Source organism: Streptomyces sp. NPDC001351, from assembly GCF_042896045.1.
In the GTDB taxonomy this organism is placed as follows: domain Bacteria; phylum Actinomycetota; class Actinomycetes; order Streptomycetales; family Streptomycetaceae; genus Streptomyces.
On sequence record NZ_JBIAWS010000019.1, the window covers coordinates 80,005 to 99,715 of the forward strand.

The 19,711-nt window shown below is 69.4% G+C and carries 19 protein-coding genes; 3 read left to right on the forward strand and 16 right to left on the reverse strand.

Features of this window, described 5'->3' with window-relative positions; all coding sequences use genetic code 11:
• Positions 1-9 precede the first annotated feature (9 nt).
• The 9 genes from ACFY1U_RS44615 to ACFY1U_RS44655 form a co-directional block, all read right to left on the reverse strand.
• On the reverse strand, positions 10-927 hold the full coding sequence (locus tag ACFY1U_RS44615; protein ID WP_390699811.1) for a DNA primase: 918 nt from the start codon (positions 925-927) through the stop codon (positions 10-12).
• Between the two features lie 89 nt (positions 928-1,016).
• Positions 1,017-1,526 carry a hypothetical protein gene (locus tag ACFY1U_RS44620; RefSeq protein WP_390699893.1) on the reverse strand — a complete coding sequence of 170 codons (510 nt, stop codon included), beginning with the start codon at positions 1,524-1,526 and terminating at the stop codon, positions 1,017-1,019.
• A 19-nt stretch (positions 1,527-1,545) separates the two neighbouring features.
• Positions 1,546-2,013, reverse strand: coding sequence for a hypothetical protein (locus tag ACFY1U_RS44625; RefSeq protein WP_390699812.1), 468 nt, complete (start codon positions 2,011-2,013; stop codon positions 1,546-1,548).
• 15 nt (positions 2,014-2,028) lie between these two features.
• A complete protein-coding gene (locus ACFY1U_RS44630; protein ID WP_390699813.1) occupies positions 2,029-2,223 on the reverse strand; it encodes a hypothetical protein in 195 nt (64 codons plus the stop codon).
• A 17-nt stretch (positions 2,224-2,240) separates the two neighbouring features.
• Positions 2,241-2,492, reverse strand: a complete 252-nt coding sequence (locus ACFY1U_RS44635; RefSeq protein ID WP_390699814.1) for a hypothetical protein — start codon at positions 2,490-2,492, stop codon at positions 2,241-2,243.
• A gap of 142 nt (positions 2,493-2,634) precedes the next feature.
• Positions 2,635-4,863: a cell division protein FtsK gene (locus ACFY1U_RS44640; RefSeq protein WP_390699815.1), complete on the reverse strand. Its 2,229-nt coding sequence runs from the start codon at positions 4,861-4,863 to the stop codon at positions 2,635-2,637.
• Between the two features lie 84 nt (positions 4,864-4,947).
• Positions 4,948-5,331, reverse strand: coding sequence for an RRQRL motif-containing zinc-binding protein (locus ACFY1U_RS44645; RefSeq protein WP_390699816.1), 384 nt, complete (start codon positions 5,329-5,331; stop codon positions 4,948-4,950).
• Positions 5,331-6,446 (reverse strand): conjugal transfer protein, encoded by a 1,116-nt coding sequence (locus tag ACFY1U_RS44650; RefSeq protein WP_390699817.1) that lies wholly within the window; start codon positions 6,444-6,446, stop codon positions 5,331-5,333. The genes ACFY1U_RS44645 and ACFY1U_RS44650 overlap by 1 nt, the downstream gene beginning before the upstream one ends.
• A complete protein-coding gene (locus ACFY1U_RS44655) occupies positions 6,443-6,733 on the reverse strand; it encodes a hypothetical protein (RefSeq protein ID WP_390699894.1) in 291 nt (96 codons plus the stop codon). Before ACFY1U_RS44655 ends, ACFY1U_RS44650 begins: the two co-directional genes overlap by 4 nt.
• A 608-nt stretch (positions 6,734-7,341) precedes the next feature.
• On the opposite strand from ACFY1U_RS44655, the gene ACFY1U_RS44660 reads away from it, so the two are divergent.
• Positions 7,342-8,058, forward strand: a complete 717-nt coding sequence (locus ACFY1U_RS44660; protein WP_390699818.1) for an XRE family transcriptional regulator — start codon at positions 7,342-7,344, stop codon at positions 8,056-8,058.
• A 2-nt stretch (positions 8,059-8,060) separates the two neighbouring features.
• Entirely contained in the window at positions 8,061-8,534 is a 474-nt protein-coding gene (locus ACFY1U_RS44665; RefSeq protein ID WP_390699819.1) for an NUDIX domain-containing protein, read from the forward strand.
• Here ACFY1U_RS44665 and ACFY1U_RS44670 read toward each other — a convergent pair.
• Together ACFY1U_RS44670 and ACFY1U_RS44675 are read right to left on the reverse strand one after the other, a co-directional pair.
• Positions 8,522-9,088, reverse strand: a complete 567-nt coding sequence (locus tag ACFY1U_RS44670; protein WP_390699820.1) for an HD domain-containing protein — start codon at positions 9,086-9,088, stop codon at positions 8,522-8,524. The two genes, ACFY1U_RS44665 and ACFY1U_RS44670, sit on opposite strands and share 13 nt — an antisense overlap.
• 1 nt (position 9,089) lies before the next feature.
• Positions 9,090-9,551 carry a GntR family transcriptional regulator gene (locus tag ACFY1U_RS44675; RefSeq protein ID WP_390699821.1) on the reverse strand — a complete coding sequence of 154 codons (462 nt, stop codon included), beginning with the start codon at positions 9,549-9,551 and terminating at the stop codon, positions 9,090-9,092.
• 1,022 nt (positions 9,552-10,573) lie between these two features.
• On the opposite strand from ACFY1U_RS44675, the gene ACFY1U_RS44680 reads away from it, so the two are divergent.
• Positions 10,574-11,989 carry a HEPN domain-containing protein gene (locus tag ACFY1U_RS44680; RefSeq protein ID WP_390699822.1) on the forward strand — a complete coding sequence of 472 codons (1,416 nt, stop codon included), beginning with the start codon at positions 10,574-10,576 and terminating at the stop codon, positions 11,987-11,989.
• A gap of 577 nt (positions 11,990-12,566) precedes the next feature.
• Here the strand turns inward: ACFY1U_RS44680 and ACFY1U_RS44685 are convergent.
• The 5 genes from ACFY1U_RS44685 to ACFY1U_RS44705 all read right to left on the reverse strand — a co-directional run bounded on the left by ACFY1U_RS44685 (position 12,567) and on the right by ACFY1U_RS44705 (position 19,508).
• Complete coding sequence (locus tag ACFY1U_RS44685; protein ID WP_390699823.1) at positions 12,567-13,802, reverse strand: SUKH-4 family immunity protein; 1,236 nt, start codon at positions 13,800-13,802, stop codon at positions 12,567-12,569.
• A 172-nt stretch (positions 13,803-13,974) separates the two neighbouring features.
• Positions 13,975-14,502 carry an AAA family ATPase gene (locus ACFY1U_RS44690; RefSeq protein ID WP_390699824.1) on the reverse strand — a complete coding sequence of 176 codons (528 nt, stop codon included), beginning with the start codon at positions 14,500-14,502 and terminating at the stop codon, positions 13,975-13,977.
• Positions 14,503-14,527: 25 nt separating this feature from the next.
• Positions 14,528-16,837, reverse strand: coding sequence for a xanthine dehydrogenase family protein molybdopterin-binding subunit (locus ACFY1U_RS44695; protein ID WP_390699825.1), 2,310 nt, complete (start codon positions 16,835-16,837; stop codon positions 14,528-14,530).
• The gene (locus tag ACFY1U_RS44700; RefSeq protein WP_390699826.1) at positions 16,834-18,618 is read right to left on the reverse strand and encodes a 2Fe-2S iron-sulfur cluster-binding protein; all 1,785 of its coding nucleotides are present in this window, start codon (positions 18,616-18,618) and stop codon (positions 16,834-16,836) included. Before ACFY1U_RS44700 ends, ACFY1U_RS44695 begins: the two co-directional genes overlap by 4 nt.
• On the reverse strand, positions 18,615-19,508 hold the full coding sequence (locus ACFY1U_RS44705) for a xanthine dehydrogenase family protein subunit M (protein ID WP_030943523.1): 894 nt from the start codon (positions 19,506-19,508) through the stop codon (positions 18,615-18,617). The genes ACFY1U_RS44700 and ACFY1U_RS44705 overlap by 4 nt, the downstream gene beginning before the upstream one ends.
• Positions 19,509-19,711: the final 203 nt, after the last annotated feature.

The following is a 19,711-nucleotide window of genomic DNA, read 5'->3' on the forward strand; positions in this document are numbered from 1 at the left end:
ACGGTTTGTTCATGCTGCCCGCTCTCCGGCCGTCTCAAGGCCGTTGGTGACCGCGCGGCGCGCGTAGGGCTCCGGCACCCCCACCAAGACGGCGGCCGTCACGATTTCCTCGCCGATCGCGGCGAGTCCGCACGGTCCGGGGCACGTCGTGTGCTGGGAGGCGAGGAAGCGGGCCACGCCGAACGCCTGTGATCCGGCGCCGGATTCGGTGCGGGCGCGTACCAGGGCAAGGCCGCGTTCGAGGCCGGTCCGTACGAAGCGCTCCGTGTGGCGGCACCCTGTGGCCACCGACGGGTTCCAGGTGGCGCGCGCGGAGACGGAAGACACCACCCGCCCCGCCGCCGGGGTGGTGTCTTCCCTCGCGACCAGGTTGCGGACGGCCGAGGGCAGCGCCGTCATGCGCCCGGTGCCGGGTCCGAGCCACCGGGCGTAGTTCATCAGCGATTTGACGTCGACACCGGGCCGCACGGCGTTGGATGACCGCATGGCGCCCTGGTAGATCCAGTGCTCTCCCCGGGTCGTCGGCACGGTCCGGGTGGTGGGCAGGGTCTCACGGGCCCATGCGACGGCCGCCGTGCTGTCGAGGTCCACCACGGTCAGCCCCGCCCCGCCGGGGTGGTAGGCGAGGGCCACGGCATGCCGCCATGCCGCCGCCCACGCCGGGGAGGTGAGCACGTGCGGGTCGGTGGTGGCGGCGGCCCATGCGTGGCAGGGGGCAGGGCACTGGCAGGTGCCCGCGCGCTTCATGTTCGGCCGCCCGCCGCACGCGTTGTGCGCGCACGCGCGGCAGTTGCCGAACGGCACCTTGCCACGGCGCAGGGGCAGCACCGGGATGCCGACCGCAGCGAGTTGCAGCGCGGTGTGCAGGTGGCACCCGGCCGGGTGGTTCCCGGCGCGGGGAAGCCGGGTCTTGCCGTCAGCTGTCATGCTTTAGGTCTCCTGTTCTGCTTCGTCGGGATAGGGAGACCGAGGGCGGCGGGTTGTCCTTGTCCGGGAGCCGCCGCCCTCGGGCGTAGCTAGTGGTTCTTGGCCCAGCGGGCGTATTCCTGGCGGACGTAGCCGCGCGGGTCGGCGTCGGTGGCCGGGTGCTCCGGCCAGTACGGGGCGCCGTGGTAGTCGCCCTCGCCGTCCCGGTCGTACGCGATGAGCCGGCGGGCCGCTTCCGTGGCGGCCTCGCCCGCGTCACCGTGGAATCCGTCGGCCTCGCCCTGAAGCGCGATGCGGTCCAACAGCGCACCCTTGCGCAGCCAGTACTCCCGATCCAGGTCCTTGCCGAACGGCTTGTCGGCGGCCGTTTGGGCGGTCCATCCGATCTCGCGGACGATGCTCGGGGCGAGCGCGTACGCCTCTTCCGGCGTGGGCCAGGGTCCCGGTTCGGGGCGGTGGTCGGCCGTGACGTACAGGCGCCGACGCTTGCCGTCGCGGGTGGGGTAGTCGCGGACATTGCCGGTGGTGAACGCGCCGTTGAGCGCGGTGGTGATGCGGCCGGTGTCGGCCGGGTCGCAAATGACGCGGATCTCGAACACGCTCGGTTCCTCTCGCTGCTCAGCCATGGAAGTTGTTGCGCTTGAAGACGGCCTTGCGGATGTGGACCGTGGTCCCGTCGCCGTGGCCGCTTGCGCTGAAGATCTGCACGGCCACCCACCCGCCAAAGATGACGGCGGCGAGGATGATGAGCTGGTGAATGAGCGCGGCGAGGGCGGCAATGAACGTGGTCAGCAGGACCAGTCCGCCGCAGACGGCGCCGAAGCCGATGCCCCCGAGGGCGATGTTCACCGCCGTGCGCGAGACGGCGGGTTTGGCGGCGACCGGTTCGGGCTTGGCGGGCTCGATCGCGTAGCCGGTAACGACCCGGCCGTCGGGCAGGACGACGCTCGCCACGGCCGGGATGGTGCCCGGCTGGACGGGGATGAGCGGCGCGGTGTGGGCGGGCGTGATCGGGGCGGGGTGGTGGACTTCCACGGCCGCCACCTCGCGCCCGACCGAACGGCCGTACGTGGTGGGTTCGTTCACGGGGCTGTCTCCCTTCTAGCGGCCGACGCCGGCGAGGGCGCCGGTGACGGCCGTGACGAGTTGGTTGACGGTGTCGGCCGCGCCGGTGTCGGCGAGGTAGAAGCCGAACAGGGCGACGGCGACAGCCGCGCCGAATCCGACGGCCTTGAAGCGCAGCAGCACAAGCGCTCCGATGCCGAGCAGCAGCACGAGCGGGATGGTGATGACCATCGGGCCTCCCGAGGGGGTCAGCGGGTGCCGGCGCGGTAGGTGCGCGCGGCGCGGTTGTAGATCCAGCGGCCGACGCGTATGCGCTTGCCGGTGGCGTGGCAGCGGCGGCAGTCACGGCCGCGCTTGAGGTGTCCCTTGCGATCGGTCTTGAGGGCATGGCCCATGCCGGCGCACTTGCGGCAGTCGCCAAACGGGCTCAGCCAGCACTTGACGCTGTAACCGAGCGTGACGGTGAGCAGGCAGGCGATAGCGAGCAGAGGAAGACTCATCAGAGGCCTCTCAGGCGGGGGTTTGAAGGGTTTCCGCAGGTCGGCCGCTAGCCGCTAGCGACCTGATCAGACCCGGTTTGGGTCGCTAGCGGGGTCGCTAACGCTAGCGACGGCTACCGCTAGCGTTAGCGACCCTTCAGGGCTATCCGGCGTCGCGCTTCTCGTTGCGCTGCGTAATCGCGGCGGCGAGGTCCTCGCGCTTGATGCCGCGCTTGTTGACCGTCTTGCCGTCGACGCGGCGGCCGATCTGCTCGGTGGCCACCCCGAACGGCTTGAGCGCTGCGGTCAGCGCTTCCGCCTTCGGCTTGGCCTCCAGCTCGGCCCACGCGCCGTAGACGTCGGGGCGCAGGTCGGCGAGGCGGTCGACGATGGTCTCGGACCACACCTTGGCCTCGCCCTTGCCGAGCACGGCCGCCACGTCGTCCAGGATCGTCGCGGACACCTCCGGGGCGGGCGCCTCGCCGGCCGCGTCGCCGGTCAGCGTGCCCTCGGCCTCCCGCAGCGCGGCAGCGCGGGTGAGGATGCGTTCGGCGTCACGGCCGTCGGCGAGGTAGGTGCGCACGATCCCGGAGTCGTCCGACATGCCCTTGAGCAGGCCCACGCCCTTGTGGGACTTCAGCAGCTTGGACGCGTCCAGACCCTCCGAGTACGAACCGGCACCGAGGATGGTGTCCGACACCTGGTAGGCGCCGACCCGCAGCGCGAACCGGGCCTGGTGCTGGTCACGCAGCTCGGAGGGGCAGGCCTTGTCGTCCGGCTTCTGCGTGGACGTCATCACGGACACGCCGACGGCCGGGGCGACCCGGGCGAGGTAGACCAGGAGAGAAAGGATCTCCTTGCCGTGCTCGGGGTGCTGCAAGTACTCCTGCACCTCGTCGATCACGAACAGAGTGAGGGGCATGTTGAGCTTCTTGTCCCGGCTGATCTCCGGGGTGAGCTTGCCCTCCGGGCAGATGTGCAGCGGCAGTTCCGAGAGCCGGTGGTAGCGGTCCTCGACGTCCGCCTTCAACTCCCGCAGCGAGGTCAGCAGGTGCACCACCGGGTCGAACCCGTTCTTGGGCACGATGCCGAACGCGATGCGGTGCGCGACCTTGGCGAACTTGCGCCAGTCCGGCGAGGCCTTCCCGTCGAACACGTACAGGCGCACGTACGGGTCCAGCGCGGCGGCAAGCGCGATCGTGCGGGCAGAGAACGTCTTGCCTTGCCGCGGGACGGCGCCGACCAGCAGCGACAGCCACAGCATGGTGGCCATGACCGGGTTGCCCCGCTCGTCCACGCCCCACGGGAACGGCTTCCAGAAGTCCACCCTGGTGGCGCCAAGAAGCGGGGTCTTGCCGGAGGGGACGGCGAGCGGGTCGCGGTCGGCGATCCAGTACGACACCCGCCGCCCGCTCGTCTCGTCCTTGTCCAGGAAGAGCTGAGTCGGGGCAATGTCCATGCCGGAGGCGAGCCGCGCGTGCGCGTTCACCGCGTCCTCGAACGTCTTGCCGTACGGCAGATCCACGACCACCCGCCAGCCGTCGCCGTCACGGCCGATCGGCCGCGGGAAGGCAATCGTCTGATCCTTGGTGGTCAGCTTGGCCGCCTCATGGGCACGGATGACGATGTCGCTGGACAGCCGCCGCTTGCGGAACGTCACCTTGGCCATGTCGATCAGCGGCCGGTCGGCCGGCGCCCCGACCGCCCCGAGCGTCGTCGTCAATGCAGCCATGGCCAGCAACAGCAGCCACGACGGCGCCATGACGTACAGGGTCAGGGCGGCGGCGAGACCGACCACGGAGGCGATCACGGCGACGATCCCCCGCAGCCTCACGCGATCGTTGCGCTGCCGCGACAGCTTCAGGTACTCCGCCGCGTCCTCGTTGGCCACGGAGGCGAGGCGCAGCGACTTGCCCTCGGCATCGAACACCCACCGGCCGATCGCGGTCGACCAGCGCCACGCCCCGCGCGGCGAGTAGAACAGCACCTTGGGCGTGTAGATGCACGGCAGGCGAACCGCGTGGTAGCCGACCACAGTCGAGTAGTGGCGCACGGCCCACTTGCGGACGGCCTTGCGCTGGTCGGGCAGCTTCACCCAGTCCGGCAGGACCGGGATGCGGGCCTTGTCCTTGGCCTCCATCCACTCGGCTACCGAGGGCGGGTAGGCCTCGCGGGGCGGGTCGACCGGCGCGCCCTCGGCAAGGCCCTCGGCCTCGGGGTCGTCGGCGTCGTCGGGGAGTTCGGCCTCCCACTCCCCCGGCTTGGCCTCCCCCTCGGCCAGAGGCGCGGTGGGGGCGGGGGTCTTGGTGAGCGGGAACGGCAGCACGGCGGCCGTCTGCTCGTCGGCGTTCTCCGGCTCGTCAGAGGGCGGGAAGATGGGGTTTTCCGTCACGATGTACGGGCTCCTTCGGGAGTCGAAGGGTCCGGCCGGCTTGCTGTGGAAGGTTGGGCGGCCGGACCCGGGATACGGGATGGTTCAGGCAGCGCGCTGTTCCTCGGGATAGGCGCAGAGCACGCACATGCCGAGCGAGGTCGGCAGGCAGTAGTCGTAGGTGATCTGGCACTTCGGGCAGGTGCGGCGAGCGAGCATCGCCAGGGCGAGGGCGCCCCACTTGCGCGAGGTCATCGGCCGCACCGGCAGCGCGTGGTCTTCGCGGTAGAGGTAGGCCACACGCGGCCCACCGGCGCGCCGGTTGATCCGCATGACCTGTGCGGCGATCGGCTGACCGCCGGGGCGCAGGCCACGGGCCCGTAACTGACGGCGCGTGGCCAACCCGTCGGGGGCGAGTTTCCAGGGATAGGTGGGCACGCCGTAGCGGGCGCCCAACGGGTCGAAGCACTTGCCCCACGCGGCGGACATCACGCGGCCTCAGCGCGCTCGGCAAGGATCGTGTCCCGCAGCATCCGGGCGTTGGCCGGCGACGTGCGCACGGTGCGACGGATGCCCTCGGCCGTGACCTGAGCGTCCGGCCAATCGGCCGTCGCGGTCCGCGCCTCAGCCAGCAGCTGAGCGGGTGCGCGCTTGGCTCGGGGCGAGCGGGCCACGTCGGGAACCCGGCCGGTCGCCCGGCGGCGTCGGGGGGCATCGGCCGCCACCGCCCGCCGCTCGATCGACTCGACCGGCGCCCGATCGACCTTCACCGGGGCGGCCTTCACGGGGTCGATCGCGGGAAGCGGCTTGAGGGGGAGAGTCGACTTCACGAAGTCGACCGGCACCGGTTCGGGCACCGACAGTCGAGTGACCACCACGGACGACGCCGGGGTCGATTCCGGCAGGTCAGCCGTAGACCGATTCCTGATGGTCTCGGTAGATTCCTCCGCATTTGCGATCCCGGCGAACATGGCCGACAGAGCCGCGTCCGCGCCGTCGGTCACCCGATCGCGCTGGACGTCGAGCAGCCTCGACCCGAGGGCCACGTCACCGACGCCGACCTTGCGGGCCAGACGCCACGACTTGCGCTCGGAGCGCTTCTTGACCTTGTCGTCGGGGTGGTTGGTGGCGCGGGCGCGGTGGTAGGCGAGGGCCTGCACGATCGCGGCGGCCTTGCGCTCCGCCTCGATGTCGCGGCCGTCGGTGTGGACGACGATGCGCCGCGCCAGGAACGCCATGCCCTCGGCGGACACGCACATGCCCATCGGGGTCACGGCGTAGATGACCGTCCGTCCCGCGTCCGGTCCCGCCATCGCGGCCATGACGGACGCGGCGGCGGGCAGCGCCCACAGGCCGATGCGCACCACGCGCGGCGAGGACTGCCCCAGCATGGTCAGCCCCAGCAGGACCAACCCGAGCACGGCGGTTGCGCCCTCGCCGGCCGCGACCGCACCGAGCGCGGTACCGCTGCCGTAGGCGTGGCCGATGTTGCTGAACGTACCGATACCGCCGGCCACACCGGTCAGCAGCATGGGCACGAACGCGGCCGTCAGAACGGTCTTCTGTGTCCTGGTCAACGGCTTACGGGTCTGCGGGGTGTTCATGCCGCTTCCCCCGTCCCCGGCCGGTAGCCGCGCGCGGAGCGCAGGAACGGCACCGTGTGGGTGAGCGCGTCGGCGTACAGGGCGTCCCAACCGGCAATCTCGTCACCGGCCTCGCTCATCGCGGCCAGGTCGGCGAGCACGTCACGGGCCGCGTCCTCACGGGCCGCGCGCTCGTCGTCCGTCTCCGGCTTCAGCGGTCCACGGAACAGGTCGACGTCGATACCGAGCGCCAGTTCCGCGAACTCCAGGTCGCCGTAGGCCTCTTGGCCGGCGACGAAGGTGCGCATGCGCATGGTGGATCTCTCCTCTGACTGCGTCGGGATAGGGAGACCGGAAGCGGCGCGTTGTCCTTGTCCGGGAGTGCGCCGCACCGGCAATGAGGGCCAACACCACAGGAAGCGGCGGGCCGAGCGCCCCGGGCGGGGTTCGACCCCGCGCCCTTCACGGCTGGATGCCGGGGCGGTGGTGCCGCCCGTGCGGGCGGTGGGACGTGCAGATGCGCGATCTTGCAGCCGCGCGGCCGTCACTTCGGGGGAGACGGCTCAGAAGCCCACTTATGCAGCTCCACCAGCGGTGGAGCGTTCTCAAACACCGACCGGTACGGGGCTGGAGGCGCGCGGCCGTAGCCGCCTTCCTGCCGAGCGATCCCGTCCGGCGTGCAGTACCTGTTTTACAGGTACTGCATAGGGGGCCGTCAAGTACAGCGACGGAACCTCCTGGTTTTGCGCCTGGATTTCTTGGCGCACCATCAGAATCGGTGCAGGTCAGGGGAGTTGGTTACCCCATGCATGGACAGCTCAGGGAGTTCTGACTACGGTCAAGAGGTCCCTAGATGTCCCTCCGGGGGGTGCAGATGTCCAACGAGCGTTTGCGGTCAGCCCTGTTGGCTTGCGGCATGACCGTTCAGGACTTGGCTGACAAGATCGAGGTCAACCCGAAGACGGTCGAACGCTGGATCACCCAAGGGAAAGTGCCGTATCGCCGACACCAGTACGCCACGGCGGCAGCACTCAAGGTCGACGTCACGACGCTGTGGGACGACACCCGCTCGATCGACAGCTCTACGGATCTGAGCAAGGCGGAGATCGTCACGATCTATCCCCACCGGCACATGGTTCCCGCCGGGCTCTGGCGTGAGATGTACGGGCGGGCCAAGCTTCGGATCGACATCCTGGTCTACGCGGGACTGTGGCTTTCGGAAGATCCACAGTTCATCGAGCTACTCAAGGCAAAGGCTGAGGAGACCGCCCAGATTCGCGTCTTGCTTGGTGATCCTGACTGCCCGGCAGTCCAGCAACGTGGCATCGACGAAGGTCACCGGATCATGGACGGAAAGATCCGAAACGCCTTGATGAACTACCGCCCGCTCTTCACCAGCCATCCGGACATCCACTTCCGGCTGCACGACGCGACGCTGTACAACTCGCTGTTCCGAGCGGATGACGAGATGTTGGTGAACACCCACGTCTACGGCATCGGCGCCTACATGGCTCCTGTCCTCCACCTGCGGCGACTGCCCGGTGGCGGGCTCTTCGACACCTATGCGAATAGCATCGAGCAGACCTGGGGAGGCGCGCGCCAGGTGACGGAACACGACATCACGGGAGCCTGAACATGGGACGCATCGACTACCTTCACGATCCCGATGCTCCGCCGGCCAATTCCGTGGTGCCGTCCGTGGTCGCGTTCGTCCAGAACGACGCGGGACAGGTGCTCATGATCCAGCGGTCTGACAACGGCCGTTGGGCGCTTCCCGGCGGTGGGCACGACGTGGGCGAATCCATCAGCGACACCGTGGTGCGCGAGGTCTGGGAAGAGACCGGCGTCAAGGCGGAAGTCGTCGACATGTCCGGGATCTACACGGACCCTGGCCACGTGATGCAGTACGACGACGGTGAAGTGCGCCAGCAGTTCAGCATCTGCTTCCGGGCCCGGCCGGTCGGTGGTGAGGTGCGTACGAGCAACGAGACAACTCAGGTCCGCTGGGTCGCCCCGGCGGACCTGTCCAAGCTCGACATACACCCCACCATGCGGCTCAGGATCGAGCACGCCATGGACCGGACGCGGGCCACGCCCTACATCGGTTGACGCTTCACGGCGGCGACCCGTTCGAGTACGCGTGACGTGCTCGCGAGGATCTCCGGCTCAGCACGTCGAATGAAGGTGCCGATCAGGCTGTCGGGCCCGTAACGTCCGGCGATCTCGTTCACGCGGTCGACCGGATTCGTAGGCGTGCCGTCCGGCGTCGTGTTCATGTCGCAGAAGCAGAGCGCATCGTTCAGGTGCGCGCTCTCGCGTGGGAACTCTCCCTCCAACTCCTCGCGCAGGCCGCGCGCCTCTGCCTCCATCCATGCACACGAGTGGTGAGCGACCAGGTTCACGACCCGTCCGTCGGCGTTGGCGACGTCCCGGAGGTAGCGCGCCCCGTCGAGCGGATGAAAGCCGGTCTTGGCGAGATCGGGCGAGTACCCGATGTCATGCAGGACGGCCGCAGCCTCCAACAACTCGGCGTCCTCGCCGAGGATGAGCGCGATGGTGCGCGCCCGCTCGGCTACGCCCTGCGAGTGCCGCCACCGTCGCGGCAGCGGCTCGGCGAGCAGCGATTCAGCGAGGGGATAAGCCCACTCCGTCAGCTTCGACAAGCTACGAATGCTCCTCTCGGTTCGGCGCGGCACGGACGGTCCGCACCTTGCCCTGTCCCCCACTCGCCAGCACGCCGGCGGCCTCCAACTTGTCGAGGGCCTTGGTCACCGTGGGACGAGAGACCCCGAACCTGGTGGCGAGAGCTGACGCACTAGGGAACGGTGCCCCGATCTTCAGGCGATCATCCGTGATGACGGCCGCGATCCGCTCCTCAAGGGGCCGACGGTCCACCACATCCCCCGGCCTGATCACACGCCAGTGCCCACCGGGTACTGGCTCTGCATCACCGCTCCTTCGAAGTGCCTGGAACGCCCGCAACACGACACCACGCGATACGTCGTACTTGTCCATGAGCTGCGCGACCGGAGGTAGCACCACCATCCCTGGGCTACTGTCGATCTGCGTCTTCAGCGCATCCGCGATCTGCTTAAAGGTCCCTCGCGGGCTCGCCTGCTGCGACACTCACCCTCCCTCTCCGACTCCCGGCGTCCGGGTTAAGCGTGCCACGCTCCGCGTACGGCCGGAGCAACTCAGCGCTGAGGTTTTGGGCTTGCCGACGGGCCGCGGAACAGGATAATCCGCCAGCCTCCGTCACCGTAGCCGCCACAGAGACGTGTTCGGCAGCGCCCACACCGTGCTAGAACAAGCCATCGCTCTATGGAGGATCAACCGATGGCTTGGATACATCTCGCTGCCGGGGCGGCCGTCCAGGCCCCCGCGTGGCTACAACTTGCAGTCTCAGCCGCTGGCGGCGGCGTATTCGGCAGCCTTACGTCCACTGTGATCTCATCCAACCGCGAGGGGCGTGCGGCTCGGGCTCGCGTTCGAGAGCTTCTCTTCACCTGCGAGAACCTGCGGTGGGGGGACGCGGACTATGCCGAATTTCAGCGTGCCCTTTCCGAACTGGAGTCCGCGGCCATGATTGCTCAGCTCCACCCCTCGATCATCGCTAGATATACGTACATCGCGCAGGTGGCAAGAGCCACTAACGCTGGCATGCAGGACAATCACCCCAACCATGCGCGCGTCCTGCCGCTGAAACTGCACCTGCTCGTCAATCACACCGTTCTGCACGTGACGGGCCTTCTTTGGCGACGCTGGTACAAGCGACAGAGCTGGAAGCTTGCAGCCTGGAGGATCGATGAGGCGACCAGACGAGCACGCGAGGAGAACCCCGATTGGGCATGGGACTATCCAACGTGGTTGATTCTGCGTCTCCAGAAGGAGCCTGGGGTCGTTCCGTTGCTCTTGCAGCTCTACCCACCGCTTTACCAAAAACTCGTAGCTAGGAAGTCAGAGAAGCGGCGAGCCAGGATTATGCAGTCTGAGGGACGGGGATAGGCCATGACAGCCATGCTCGCCGCCTTCTTCACCGCCCGAGACGAGGGACCCAGAAATACCCCCACGTCCCCTCAGACGGGGATTCCGGTGGCGCACTTGGTGATGTCGCAGTAGTCTCTCACCCCGAGGATGGAGGCGGCCAAGTGGTTTCCTTTGAGGATGACGGTATCTTCTGGCTTCCAAGCTCACCCGACGACGATCTCATTGGTCGAATCAAGTACGACCCCGCCCAGGGTGCCGAGTTGACAGTCTTCGGGAGGTTCTCATCTGCCCTATCCCACTCTCGCATCCATGGAGTCGCGGGGGGTAGGGAATTTACTCTCGATGGCTGCTGGTCGAAGAACTACACCCTTAAGGGGCCAGGAGTCGATGTAGAAAAATTCGTTGTTCGACGCGCTTTTTCAGGTGCTCAACTTTCTACCGATACGCCACTCGAATTTGACCGAGTGGCCGCAACTTTCGATCAGCTCGCACCATGGGTACGCCGCAGCAGGCCAGAGATTACGGTGGATTCTCCAGATCCCAACGACTGGAGTGACGCCCAGTCAGTTAACATCCATTTTCCGATTCCGCCAACTGAAACCGTAGAGCTTGATTCACTTAAACTGTCTTTGTCCACATCATGGCGAACCAAGAGCGACTCACTAACCGAGGCAAGCGTACATCAGGAACCGTATCTTGAGATCCAATACAAAGAGACCATGGACCTGGATCACATCCTGATGGACATAAATGGGATTCAAGACCTCATCACGCTAGCCGTTGACGCCCCATGCGTCCCCACAGGTATCGATCTATGGCGTCCGGACGTCACGCAAGAAATGAGAAATGGCGAGCTGAAACCCCGCAAGATCGGGCTCCATGTCGCCAATCTGGCAGAACATGTACGACTTTCCGATTATCAGTCACGAGGTAAGTTCCTCTTCCACTTCGCAGACATCGGTGGACTTTCCACGGTGGGAAGTTGGCTCGCAGTGTCGCGGCAGTATCGACTGGTGGTAGGAGCGCTACTCACCCTGCGGTACTCGGAGAGACTTTACGGAGAGAATAAGTTCTCAAACGTCTTGATGGCGGCAGAGTCATTCGATCGAATGCGATTCCCCAATGAGGTGAGACCTCGAACGGAATACCGCTCACATCGCCGCAAGATTGTCAAATCGATTAGGAAATCAATTGGCCCCAAAACGGGTGATTGGCTGAATGATCAGCTTGTCCATAGCAATGAGCCTAGACTTCGACAACGCCTTGTGCGACTTGCGGACTATGCAGGCAGAGGATTTTACGAGGTTGCAGGGGACCCCAGCGAATGGGCGGCAGTGACCACCGGCGTCCGCAACCGTTTGACCCATCACGACGAAAAGCAGCCGCTCGACATCAGACCTGGGGACCTACAGTTTCTAGCAGAAAGCGTGTACGCCGCCGTCATGCTCTGCCTTCTTCGCGAGTGCGGTATTAGCGGTGCCACGCTTGATCAATTTAAAGATTCCGATGGAGCAATCTTCCTCAAAGAGAAACTTCAGGAAATTATTCCGCGCTACACAAGCTCCTTGAGGCGGTAGAAAATTTCACGCGTTTGCGGCCGACCTCTACCCTCTGAAGCCCCTTCAGGGCCACAATGAAACCCATCCATCCCGTGTGCTGGCGCGCACAACTACGGGGGGCGGCAACATGCGTAATCCACATTCGATGCCATACGACTGCGCCGACTGCGGTACGACGACCAAGGTCAACGTACGGACCGGTCGCCTTTACTCGCATCAGGCACCGGGCAGACTTGTCGCCTGTTCAGCGTCAGGCGACATTGTCGCTGTCCCCCAGGGCGGCGAGCCGCCGCGTCTCCCACCGCTGGGGACCGAGTCGGCACCTGTAGTTCCGCAGTCGCTCAGCCGCTCGGTGGATGAACCCTCCACCAGCGTGCGCACCGTGAGTGGTGGCCTACCTGGCCTCGGCAAACGGCGTTGAACCGGGCTCTGCATCCGTCTCAGTTTCCGTCTCGTTCATAGCCGTACGCGGCCGTTCAGAGCCGTTCGCCGCACCCCTTCCGACGCAGCATCCGCACGGGTCTGAACGCCCCTGAACGCGCTCGGATCACGCCCTGACCAGCCCGGACAAACCTGCAAAGCGAGGTACGTGGGTTCAATTCCCGCCACGGCCTCCATAACCTCGACGAGGCAACGAAAGGGCGGCATCCGCTGAGGGTGCCGCCCTCGGCGTGTCGTCCTGGAACGCCTCCGTCCAGTAGTGCCGGCCCGGCTCCGTCGTGAGGGTGGTCGGGTCGATGCTCGACAGGGTGTGGATCATCGTCGTGGCCAGCTGGTCGTGGGCGTCGGTCGTCAGTTCGCCCGCCAGGTCCTCGTCGATGACCCTCTCGCGGTGCAGGAGCCAGAGGGTGAAGGCCAGGGTGGAGACGTCCGTGTTCAGCGGGTACAGGGTGGCCTCGGGCTCGCTCCAGTTGAGGACCGCGCCGGTTTCGCCGTCGACCACCAGGCTGTTGTCCTCGATGAGGTGGCCGAGCCGTATCAAGTGGGAAGCCCTGTGCGGAAGCCGGGCGGGATCGAAGCCGTCCGGGCCCTGGTAGGCGTAGTGCTCGGCCAGGGTCGGCAGGGGGACGTCCGTGTCGAGGTGGAGGAGCACGCCGTCCTCCGGCAGGCCCGTGTCGCGCAGGAAGCGGCGGGTCGGCTCGTGTGTGAGGGTCGAGGGGAAGTCGACGTCCTCGAAGCGCCACACCTTGCCGTGGCCGAACTCGCCGTCCAGGAGGCGGGCGGGGAGGTCGAGCGCGAGGCCGGAGGTCGTTCCGGGACCCGCCACCAGGGACAGCGGCCGGATCAGGGCCGCCATCTTCCAGAACGGCGGCACCTCGCCGTCCGTGCCCTCCTCGAACACCGCCAGCAGGTGGCGTGACGCCTCCGCCGCCGCCTTCGGGCCGAAACGGCCGGCGTACGACGCGAACTGGCCGCGCAGCCCCGCCAGTTCGTCCGCCGCCGTCGCGAACCGCACCAGGGTGCCGAGAGACGGTGCCAGCGGGCGGCTGTCCATCAGGTCGGGGCGGTCGTGCAGGAAGTACGCCGTCGCGACCTCCCCCGTCGCACCGTCGAGCAGCACCGACTCCGTCTCCAGGCCCCGGGGGTCGAGCAGCGCGCCTATGACCAGCTGGTCCCGCAGCTCCGCCGCCAGCCGGCCGTCGGGGTCGCCGGTGGAGTCCCCGACCGTCCGCAGGCCCTCCCGCACCAGCTCCTCGAAGGTGAACAGGCCGCTGTCGCCCGGCAGTCCGGGCCCCGTCAGCCAGCGGCGCGTCGCCCCGTGCGTGACGTACGGATCGAGTTGGTCCTCGGTCAGCGTGATCACCGCCGCGGCGGCACTGGTCGTGCTCATCGCATCCCCCGCATGTGCTTCGTCACATGTGCCTCGGCGCATGTGTCTGCTCACAGTCCCCGTGCGGGGCGCGGCCGGACATGCGCCGTTGCGCCGCACCACTGCGGCGGCCGTTCCCCACTGCTCAGAACAGTACGCCCCGCCACTGACAACGCCCCGGACCACAGGACGCTCAGCGCACCCTCGCCCGTTCCCGCCCCGCGAGGATCGCCTCCACCGTCTCCCCCACCGTCAGCTCCGAGCTGTCGAGCCACAGCCCGAGCCGAGGGGTGTCCGCACGCAGCGCCCCGTCCAGGTCCTCGACCGTCCACGCGCCATAACCCGTCTTCGCCCGCCCCGCCTCCCGCGCCGCCACGGCCTCGGGACTCGGAGCCAGTACGACGACATACAGGGGCCGCGCGCGCACCAGGCCGACGTACGACGTCAGGTCCTGCCCCAGCAGCACGTCCTGGACCACCGCCGTGAACCCGGCCTCCGCGTACGCGTCCGCGGTCGCCGCCGACAGCCGGTACCGCAGCCGGAGCTGTGTCTCTCCCTCGCCGTCGGCCCCGGGAACGTACTCCTCTCGCCCGGACACGATCATGCGCCGGAAGACATCACCACGCACGTGTGCCGCCCGCGGCAGCCGCTCCGCCAGCGCCTGCGCCACCGTCGACTTGCCGGACGCCATCACACCGGTGACGAGGACGACGCCCCTCACGCGAAGTTCGCGCCACCCAGCACGGTCACCGGTCGGTCACCACGGCGGCCTGCGGCCTTATCGGCAGCCGGTTCACCGGGCGGCCCGTGGCGGCCCGTACGGCGGAGGCGATGGCCGCCGGGGAGGTGACCACCGGCACCGCGCTGACGGCCTTCGCGCCGAAGGGGGCGACCACGTCGCGTTCCTCGACGAGCTTGACGATCCGGATGTCGGGTGCGTCCAGGGCGGTCGGCAGGGCGTAACCGGTCAGATCCGGGTGGCGGATCAACCCGCGCGCGGTGCGCAGGTTCTCCGTCAGCGCGATGCCCACGCCCTGCGTCACGCCCGCCTCGATACGGGCGGCCAGCTGGGCCGGGTTGAGGACCCGGCCGACGTCCTGGGCGAGCGCCAGCTCCACGACCCGTACCGAGCCGAGCTCGATGTCGACGTCGACGACCGCGCGGATCGCGCAGAACGCCATGCCCACGAAGGCGTCGCCCTGTCCGGCCTCGTTCAGCGGCTCCGTCGGGTGGGGTCTGCACTGGGCCGTGGCCCACAGTTCCTTGCCGTCCATCGCCTCGGTGACGGTGGTCGACAGGACGCCGTCGTACGACGTGATCTTGCCGTCGGTGATCTGGAGGAGCTCGGTCGACATGCCGAACTTGTGCGCCAGGGGCTGCAGAAGCTGGGTGCGGACCATCTTGGCCGCGCGCTCCACCGCACCGCCGGACACCCAGGTGTGGCGGCCGCGGCAGCCCGCGCCGGCGGGCGGCTGGTCGGTGTCGACGGGCGCCACGTGCACCTCGTCGATGCCGAGGGTCTCCTGGACGATCTGCCGGGCCAGCGTGGTGAATCCCTGACCGGTCTCGACGGCCGCGCAGAGCACGGTCGCGACGCCGTCCTGGACCTTGACGGTCGCGGTGGAGACCTCGTCGGCACCCTCCGCGCCGAGCATGTGGACCATGCCCAGGCCGTAGCCCACGCCGCGGCGCACCGCGCCCGGTTCGCCCGCGCCCTCGGGGCCGCCGGGCAGCAGCCACTCGTCCTCGGGGGTGTCCTTGGGCAGCGCGGGGAGCGGGAAGTCGCGGACGGCCTGCAACAGCTCCGCCACCGGGGCCGGGCAGGTCACCGTCTGGCCCGTCGGGAGTACGTCCCCGGTGGCCATCACGTTGCGCAGGCGCAGTTCCGCCGGGTCCATGCCCAGCTTCTTCGCCAGCTTGTCCATCTGGGCCTCGTAGGCGGCGCACACCTGCATCGCGCCCTCGCCGCGCACATGGCCGGAGGGCGGGTTGTTGGTGCGTACGGCCCAGCCCTCGATGAAGGCGTTCGGGACGACATAGGGGCCGCAGGCGAAGCCGACGGCGGCCGCGAGCGCCTCGGAGGACGTGTCGGCGTACGCGCCCGCGTCGAGGAGGATCTGCGCCTCGACCTTCACCAGCCTGCCCTCGGCGTCGGCGTGGTGGCGGTAGCGCAGGAGGGTCGGGTGGCGGTGCGTGTGCCCCAGGAAGGACTCTTCGCGCGTCGCGGTGAGTTTCACCGGGCAGCCGGTCTTCAACGCCAGCAGGCCCAGCGGGAGTTGGAAGCCCTGGTCCTCGCGGTCGGCCGTCGCACCGGGGACTCCGGTGACGACGATCTTGACGCGTTCGGGTTCGAGGCCGTAGCAGGCGGCGGCGGTGTCGCGGTCCGCGTGCGGGTCGGTGGAGGCGAGGTAGAGCTCGACTCCGCCGTCGGGGCGGGGCACGGCGAGGCCGGCCTCGGCGCCGATGGGGGCCGGGTCCTGGCGGCCGATGCGGTACTGGCCCTCGACGACGATCTCGCCGACCGCGTCCGGGTCTCCGTGGCGCAGCGGGATGTGCCGGATCAGGTTGCCGTCGGGGTGCAGCGGCTCGGCCTCGAAGGCCTGCTCGGGGTCGGTCACCGGGTCGAGTACTTCGTACTCGACGATGACGGCCGCGGCGGCCATCCGCGCGGTGTCCGGGTGGTCGGCGGCGACGGCGGCGATGGGCTCGCCGTGGTGGCGCACGACCTCGGAGGCGAACACGGGCCGGTCGGCGTTGCGGCGGCCGTGGCGGGCGGCGCCCGGCACGTCCTCGTGCGTGACGACGGCCCGTACGCCCGGCATCTCGCGCGCGTGGGACGTGTCGATGGACACAATGCGCGCGTGCGGGTGCGGGGAGCGCAGTACGGCGGCCCACAGCAGGCCCTCGGCCCACAGGTCCGCCGCGTACGGGAACGTGCCCTCGGTCTTGGCGCGGGTGTCGGCGGCCGGCAGGGAGGCGCCGAGGCCGTGCGGCAGCTGCTCGGGAGCGGGTGCGGCCTCCGCGGCGGTGGTCGCGGTGGCGGCTTCGTTGCTCACGCCTGGCCTCCGTCCTGTCCGTACGCCTGGTCATGCGGTCCGGGCTGGGCGGGGAACCCGGGTGACTCGAACGCCGACGCGTTGACACCGCCGGCTCCGGGACCCGCCTGGTGAGGGATACGTGCCTCGTCGCCGTCCTGTTCGGAAGCGTCGCCTTCGGAGTGCGCCTCGCGTTCGGCGACGACCTCCTGGACGGCCTCCACGACGCCCCGGTAGCCGGAGCAGCGGCACAGGTTGCCGCACAGTGCCTGGCGGGTCTCCAACTCGGTCGGCGCCGGGTTGCCCTCCAGCAGGTCGTGCACGGTCATCGCCATGCCGGGCACGCAGAAACCGCACTGCACGGCACCGCACCGGGCGAGCGCCCGCTGCACGTCCGAGGGCTGCCCGTCGACGGCGAGGCCCTCGACGGTGCGGACCTCGCTGCCGGCGGCGGTCACGGCGGGCACCAGGCAGGAGGCCACGAGACGTCCGTCCACCTGGACGTTGCAGGCTCCGCACTCGCCCTGGGAGCAGCCGTCCTTGGCGCCTGCGAGACCGAGCCGCTCGCGCAGCACGTAGAGCAGCGACTCGCCGATCCAGGCGTCCGAGACGGGGCGCTCGACGCCGTTGACGCGCAGGACGTAGGAGGCGAGGGGGTGCTCCTCGCCGGGGGGCGGCGGGGCCTCGTCGGCGGCTTCGGCGTCGGAGCCCTCTGCCGGGTCCGGGTCGACCGAAGTGTCCGAAGAGTCCGAAGAGTCGGGTGCGTTGGAGACGGCGGGTTCGGTCGCCGTCCGCGCGGACGGCCCGGCGCCGTCCGGCCCGGAATCCGCCGCGGGCTCCGCGAGCGGCTCCACGGCCCCCTCGGGCGCCTCTGCGGCCTCCTGGGCACCCTCTGCCGCCCCGGCGGCCTCACCGGGCCCGTGCGCGGGCTGTGAGGCGGCTACGGCGGATTCTGCGGGCGTCTCCGCGTAGGCGCCGGCGGGCGGAGTGCCGTAGTCGTCGGCCTGAGGGCCGGACGGCTCGGGGTGGTGCGCCCGCGCGTTCTCGGGCTCGTGCGCGGCCCGGTCCGGCTCCACGGGGGCGTGGGCGGCGCCGGTGTGCCCGGCGGACCGGCCGTCGGTGTGGGCCGGGGGCTGCTCGTACGCGTGTCCCGCACCGGCCGGGGGCTCGGCGGCGTGCTCGCGCGCGTGCCCGGAGCCGTCCTCGGGCGCCGTCGGCTCCTCGGTCTGCGGCTGCCCCCAGGGCTGTCCCGCGGCCTCCGTCGCCCAGGGGGCGGGGGCGCCGCCCGGGAGCGTGGCCGGCGGTGTGCCGCCCCACTGCTGGACCAGGGACGAGGTGGTGAACTCACCCGATTCGTCCGGGAGGTCGCCCCCGGCCACGGGGATCGACCACTGCCCGGTCACGTCGTGGCCCGGCGCGGGGGCGGACTCCCGGGTCGCCGTCTCGTCGAAGTTCCACTGCTGGGTGGCCGCGGGGTTGTACGAGAAGCGGTCGCCCGTGGTGTCCTGCGGCACGGCGTTGGGGTCGGGCCACCGGGCGCCGTCGGCGGGCATGGCCCAGGTGCCGGGCGCCGCCGGGTCGGTCCCCGCGCCCGCGCCGGGGTCGGCCGTTATCGGCGGTGGCACATAGCCGTGGCCGGGCGCCGCGAGGGGACTGTCGGCGGAGGCCAGAAGGGCGTCGATGCCCCCTTCGGGGAGTTTCACGAAGGCGGTGGCGCCGTCGTCGTAATCGCCTTGGGGCAGCGGGTCCCAGCGGCCGCCGCCGTGGGGCGTCGTGCCCTCTCCGTGCTGGTCGTCGGTCACGACAGCGCCCTCCCCAGTGCTCGTCGGGCCAGCGCGGCGACGGTGCGCCGCAGGTGCAGTACGGCGGGCGGAAGCTGTTGGACGGTGCCGTCCGGTTCGGGAACGGGGTCGGGGATGCAGGCCGCCGCGACGTACTCCCCGAAGGCGGTCAGCGCCTCCGGGACGATCGTCCGGCCGTTGTCCCAGTCGATGAGCCGGGCGACCCACTGCTCGGCGTCCAGGGGCCTGAGCGGCATCGGCGCTATGGCGCCGACGGCGCACCTGACTCCGCGCCGGGCGGGGTCGAGGACGAGCGCGACGGACGCGACGGCGCGTCCGGGGCCGGTCCGGCCGGTCGCCTTCAGGAAGACCTGCGGCGCGTGCAGCAGCGGCACGCGCACGTACCCGATGAGTTCACCGGCGCGCAGCATGTCGACCGCGGCCAGCAGGTGCGACACCGGGATCTCCCGGCGGGCTCCGCCCGGGCCCGCGATGATCAGTGTCGCCTCCAGGGCGGCCAGCACCGGCAGCGCGTCCCCGGTGGGGGACGCCGAGGCGATGTTGCCGCCCAGGGTGCCCGCGTTGCGGATCTGCGGCGGGCCCGCGGCGCGCGCGGCGGCGGCGAGCGCCGGGATCAGGGCCGCGAAGTCCGGGCGCCCCATGCGCGCGTGCGTGAGCCCGGCGCCGAGCAGAGCGTGTCCGTCCTGGTACTGCCAGCCGCGGATCTCGCTGATCCTGCCGAGACCGACGAGTGCGGCGGGCCTGAGCTGCCCGGAGTTGACGGCTGCCATGAGGTCGGTGCCGCCGGCCACCGGGACGGCGGCGGGCACGGCGGTGAGCGCCGCCACGGCCTCGTCCAGCGTCGTGGGCAGCGTGACGGCCTGCGCCGCCTGCGGTGCGTGCGTGGTCAAAACCGGCTGCCCCTTCCCGCTGCCCCACCTGGTCCCACCTGTGCTGCCGTACGGTACGTGCTGACAGGGCGGACGTGGCAACTCTGGCACATCTTCGCAAGCCCCGAAGACGGGGGTCCGCTAGGAGGCATTCGCCCACTTCACCAGGGAGATGGTCCGTTTTCGCATGGCATCACCGGTGAGCACGAATTGCCACTCTTCGG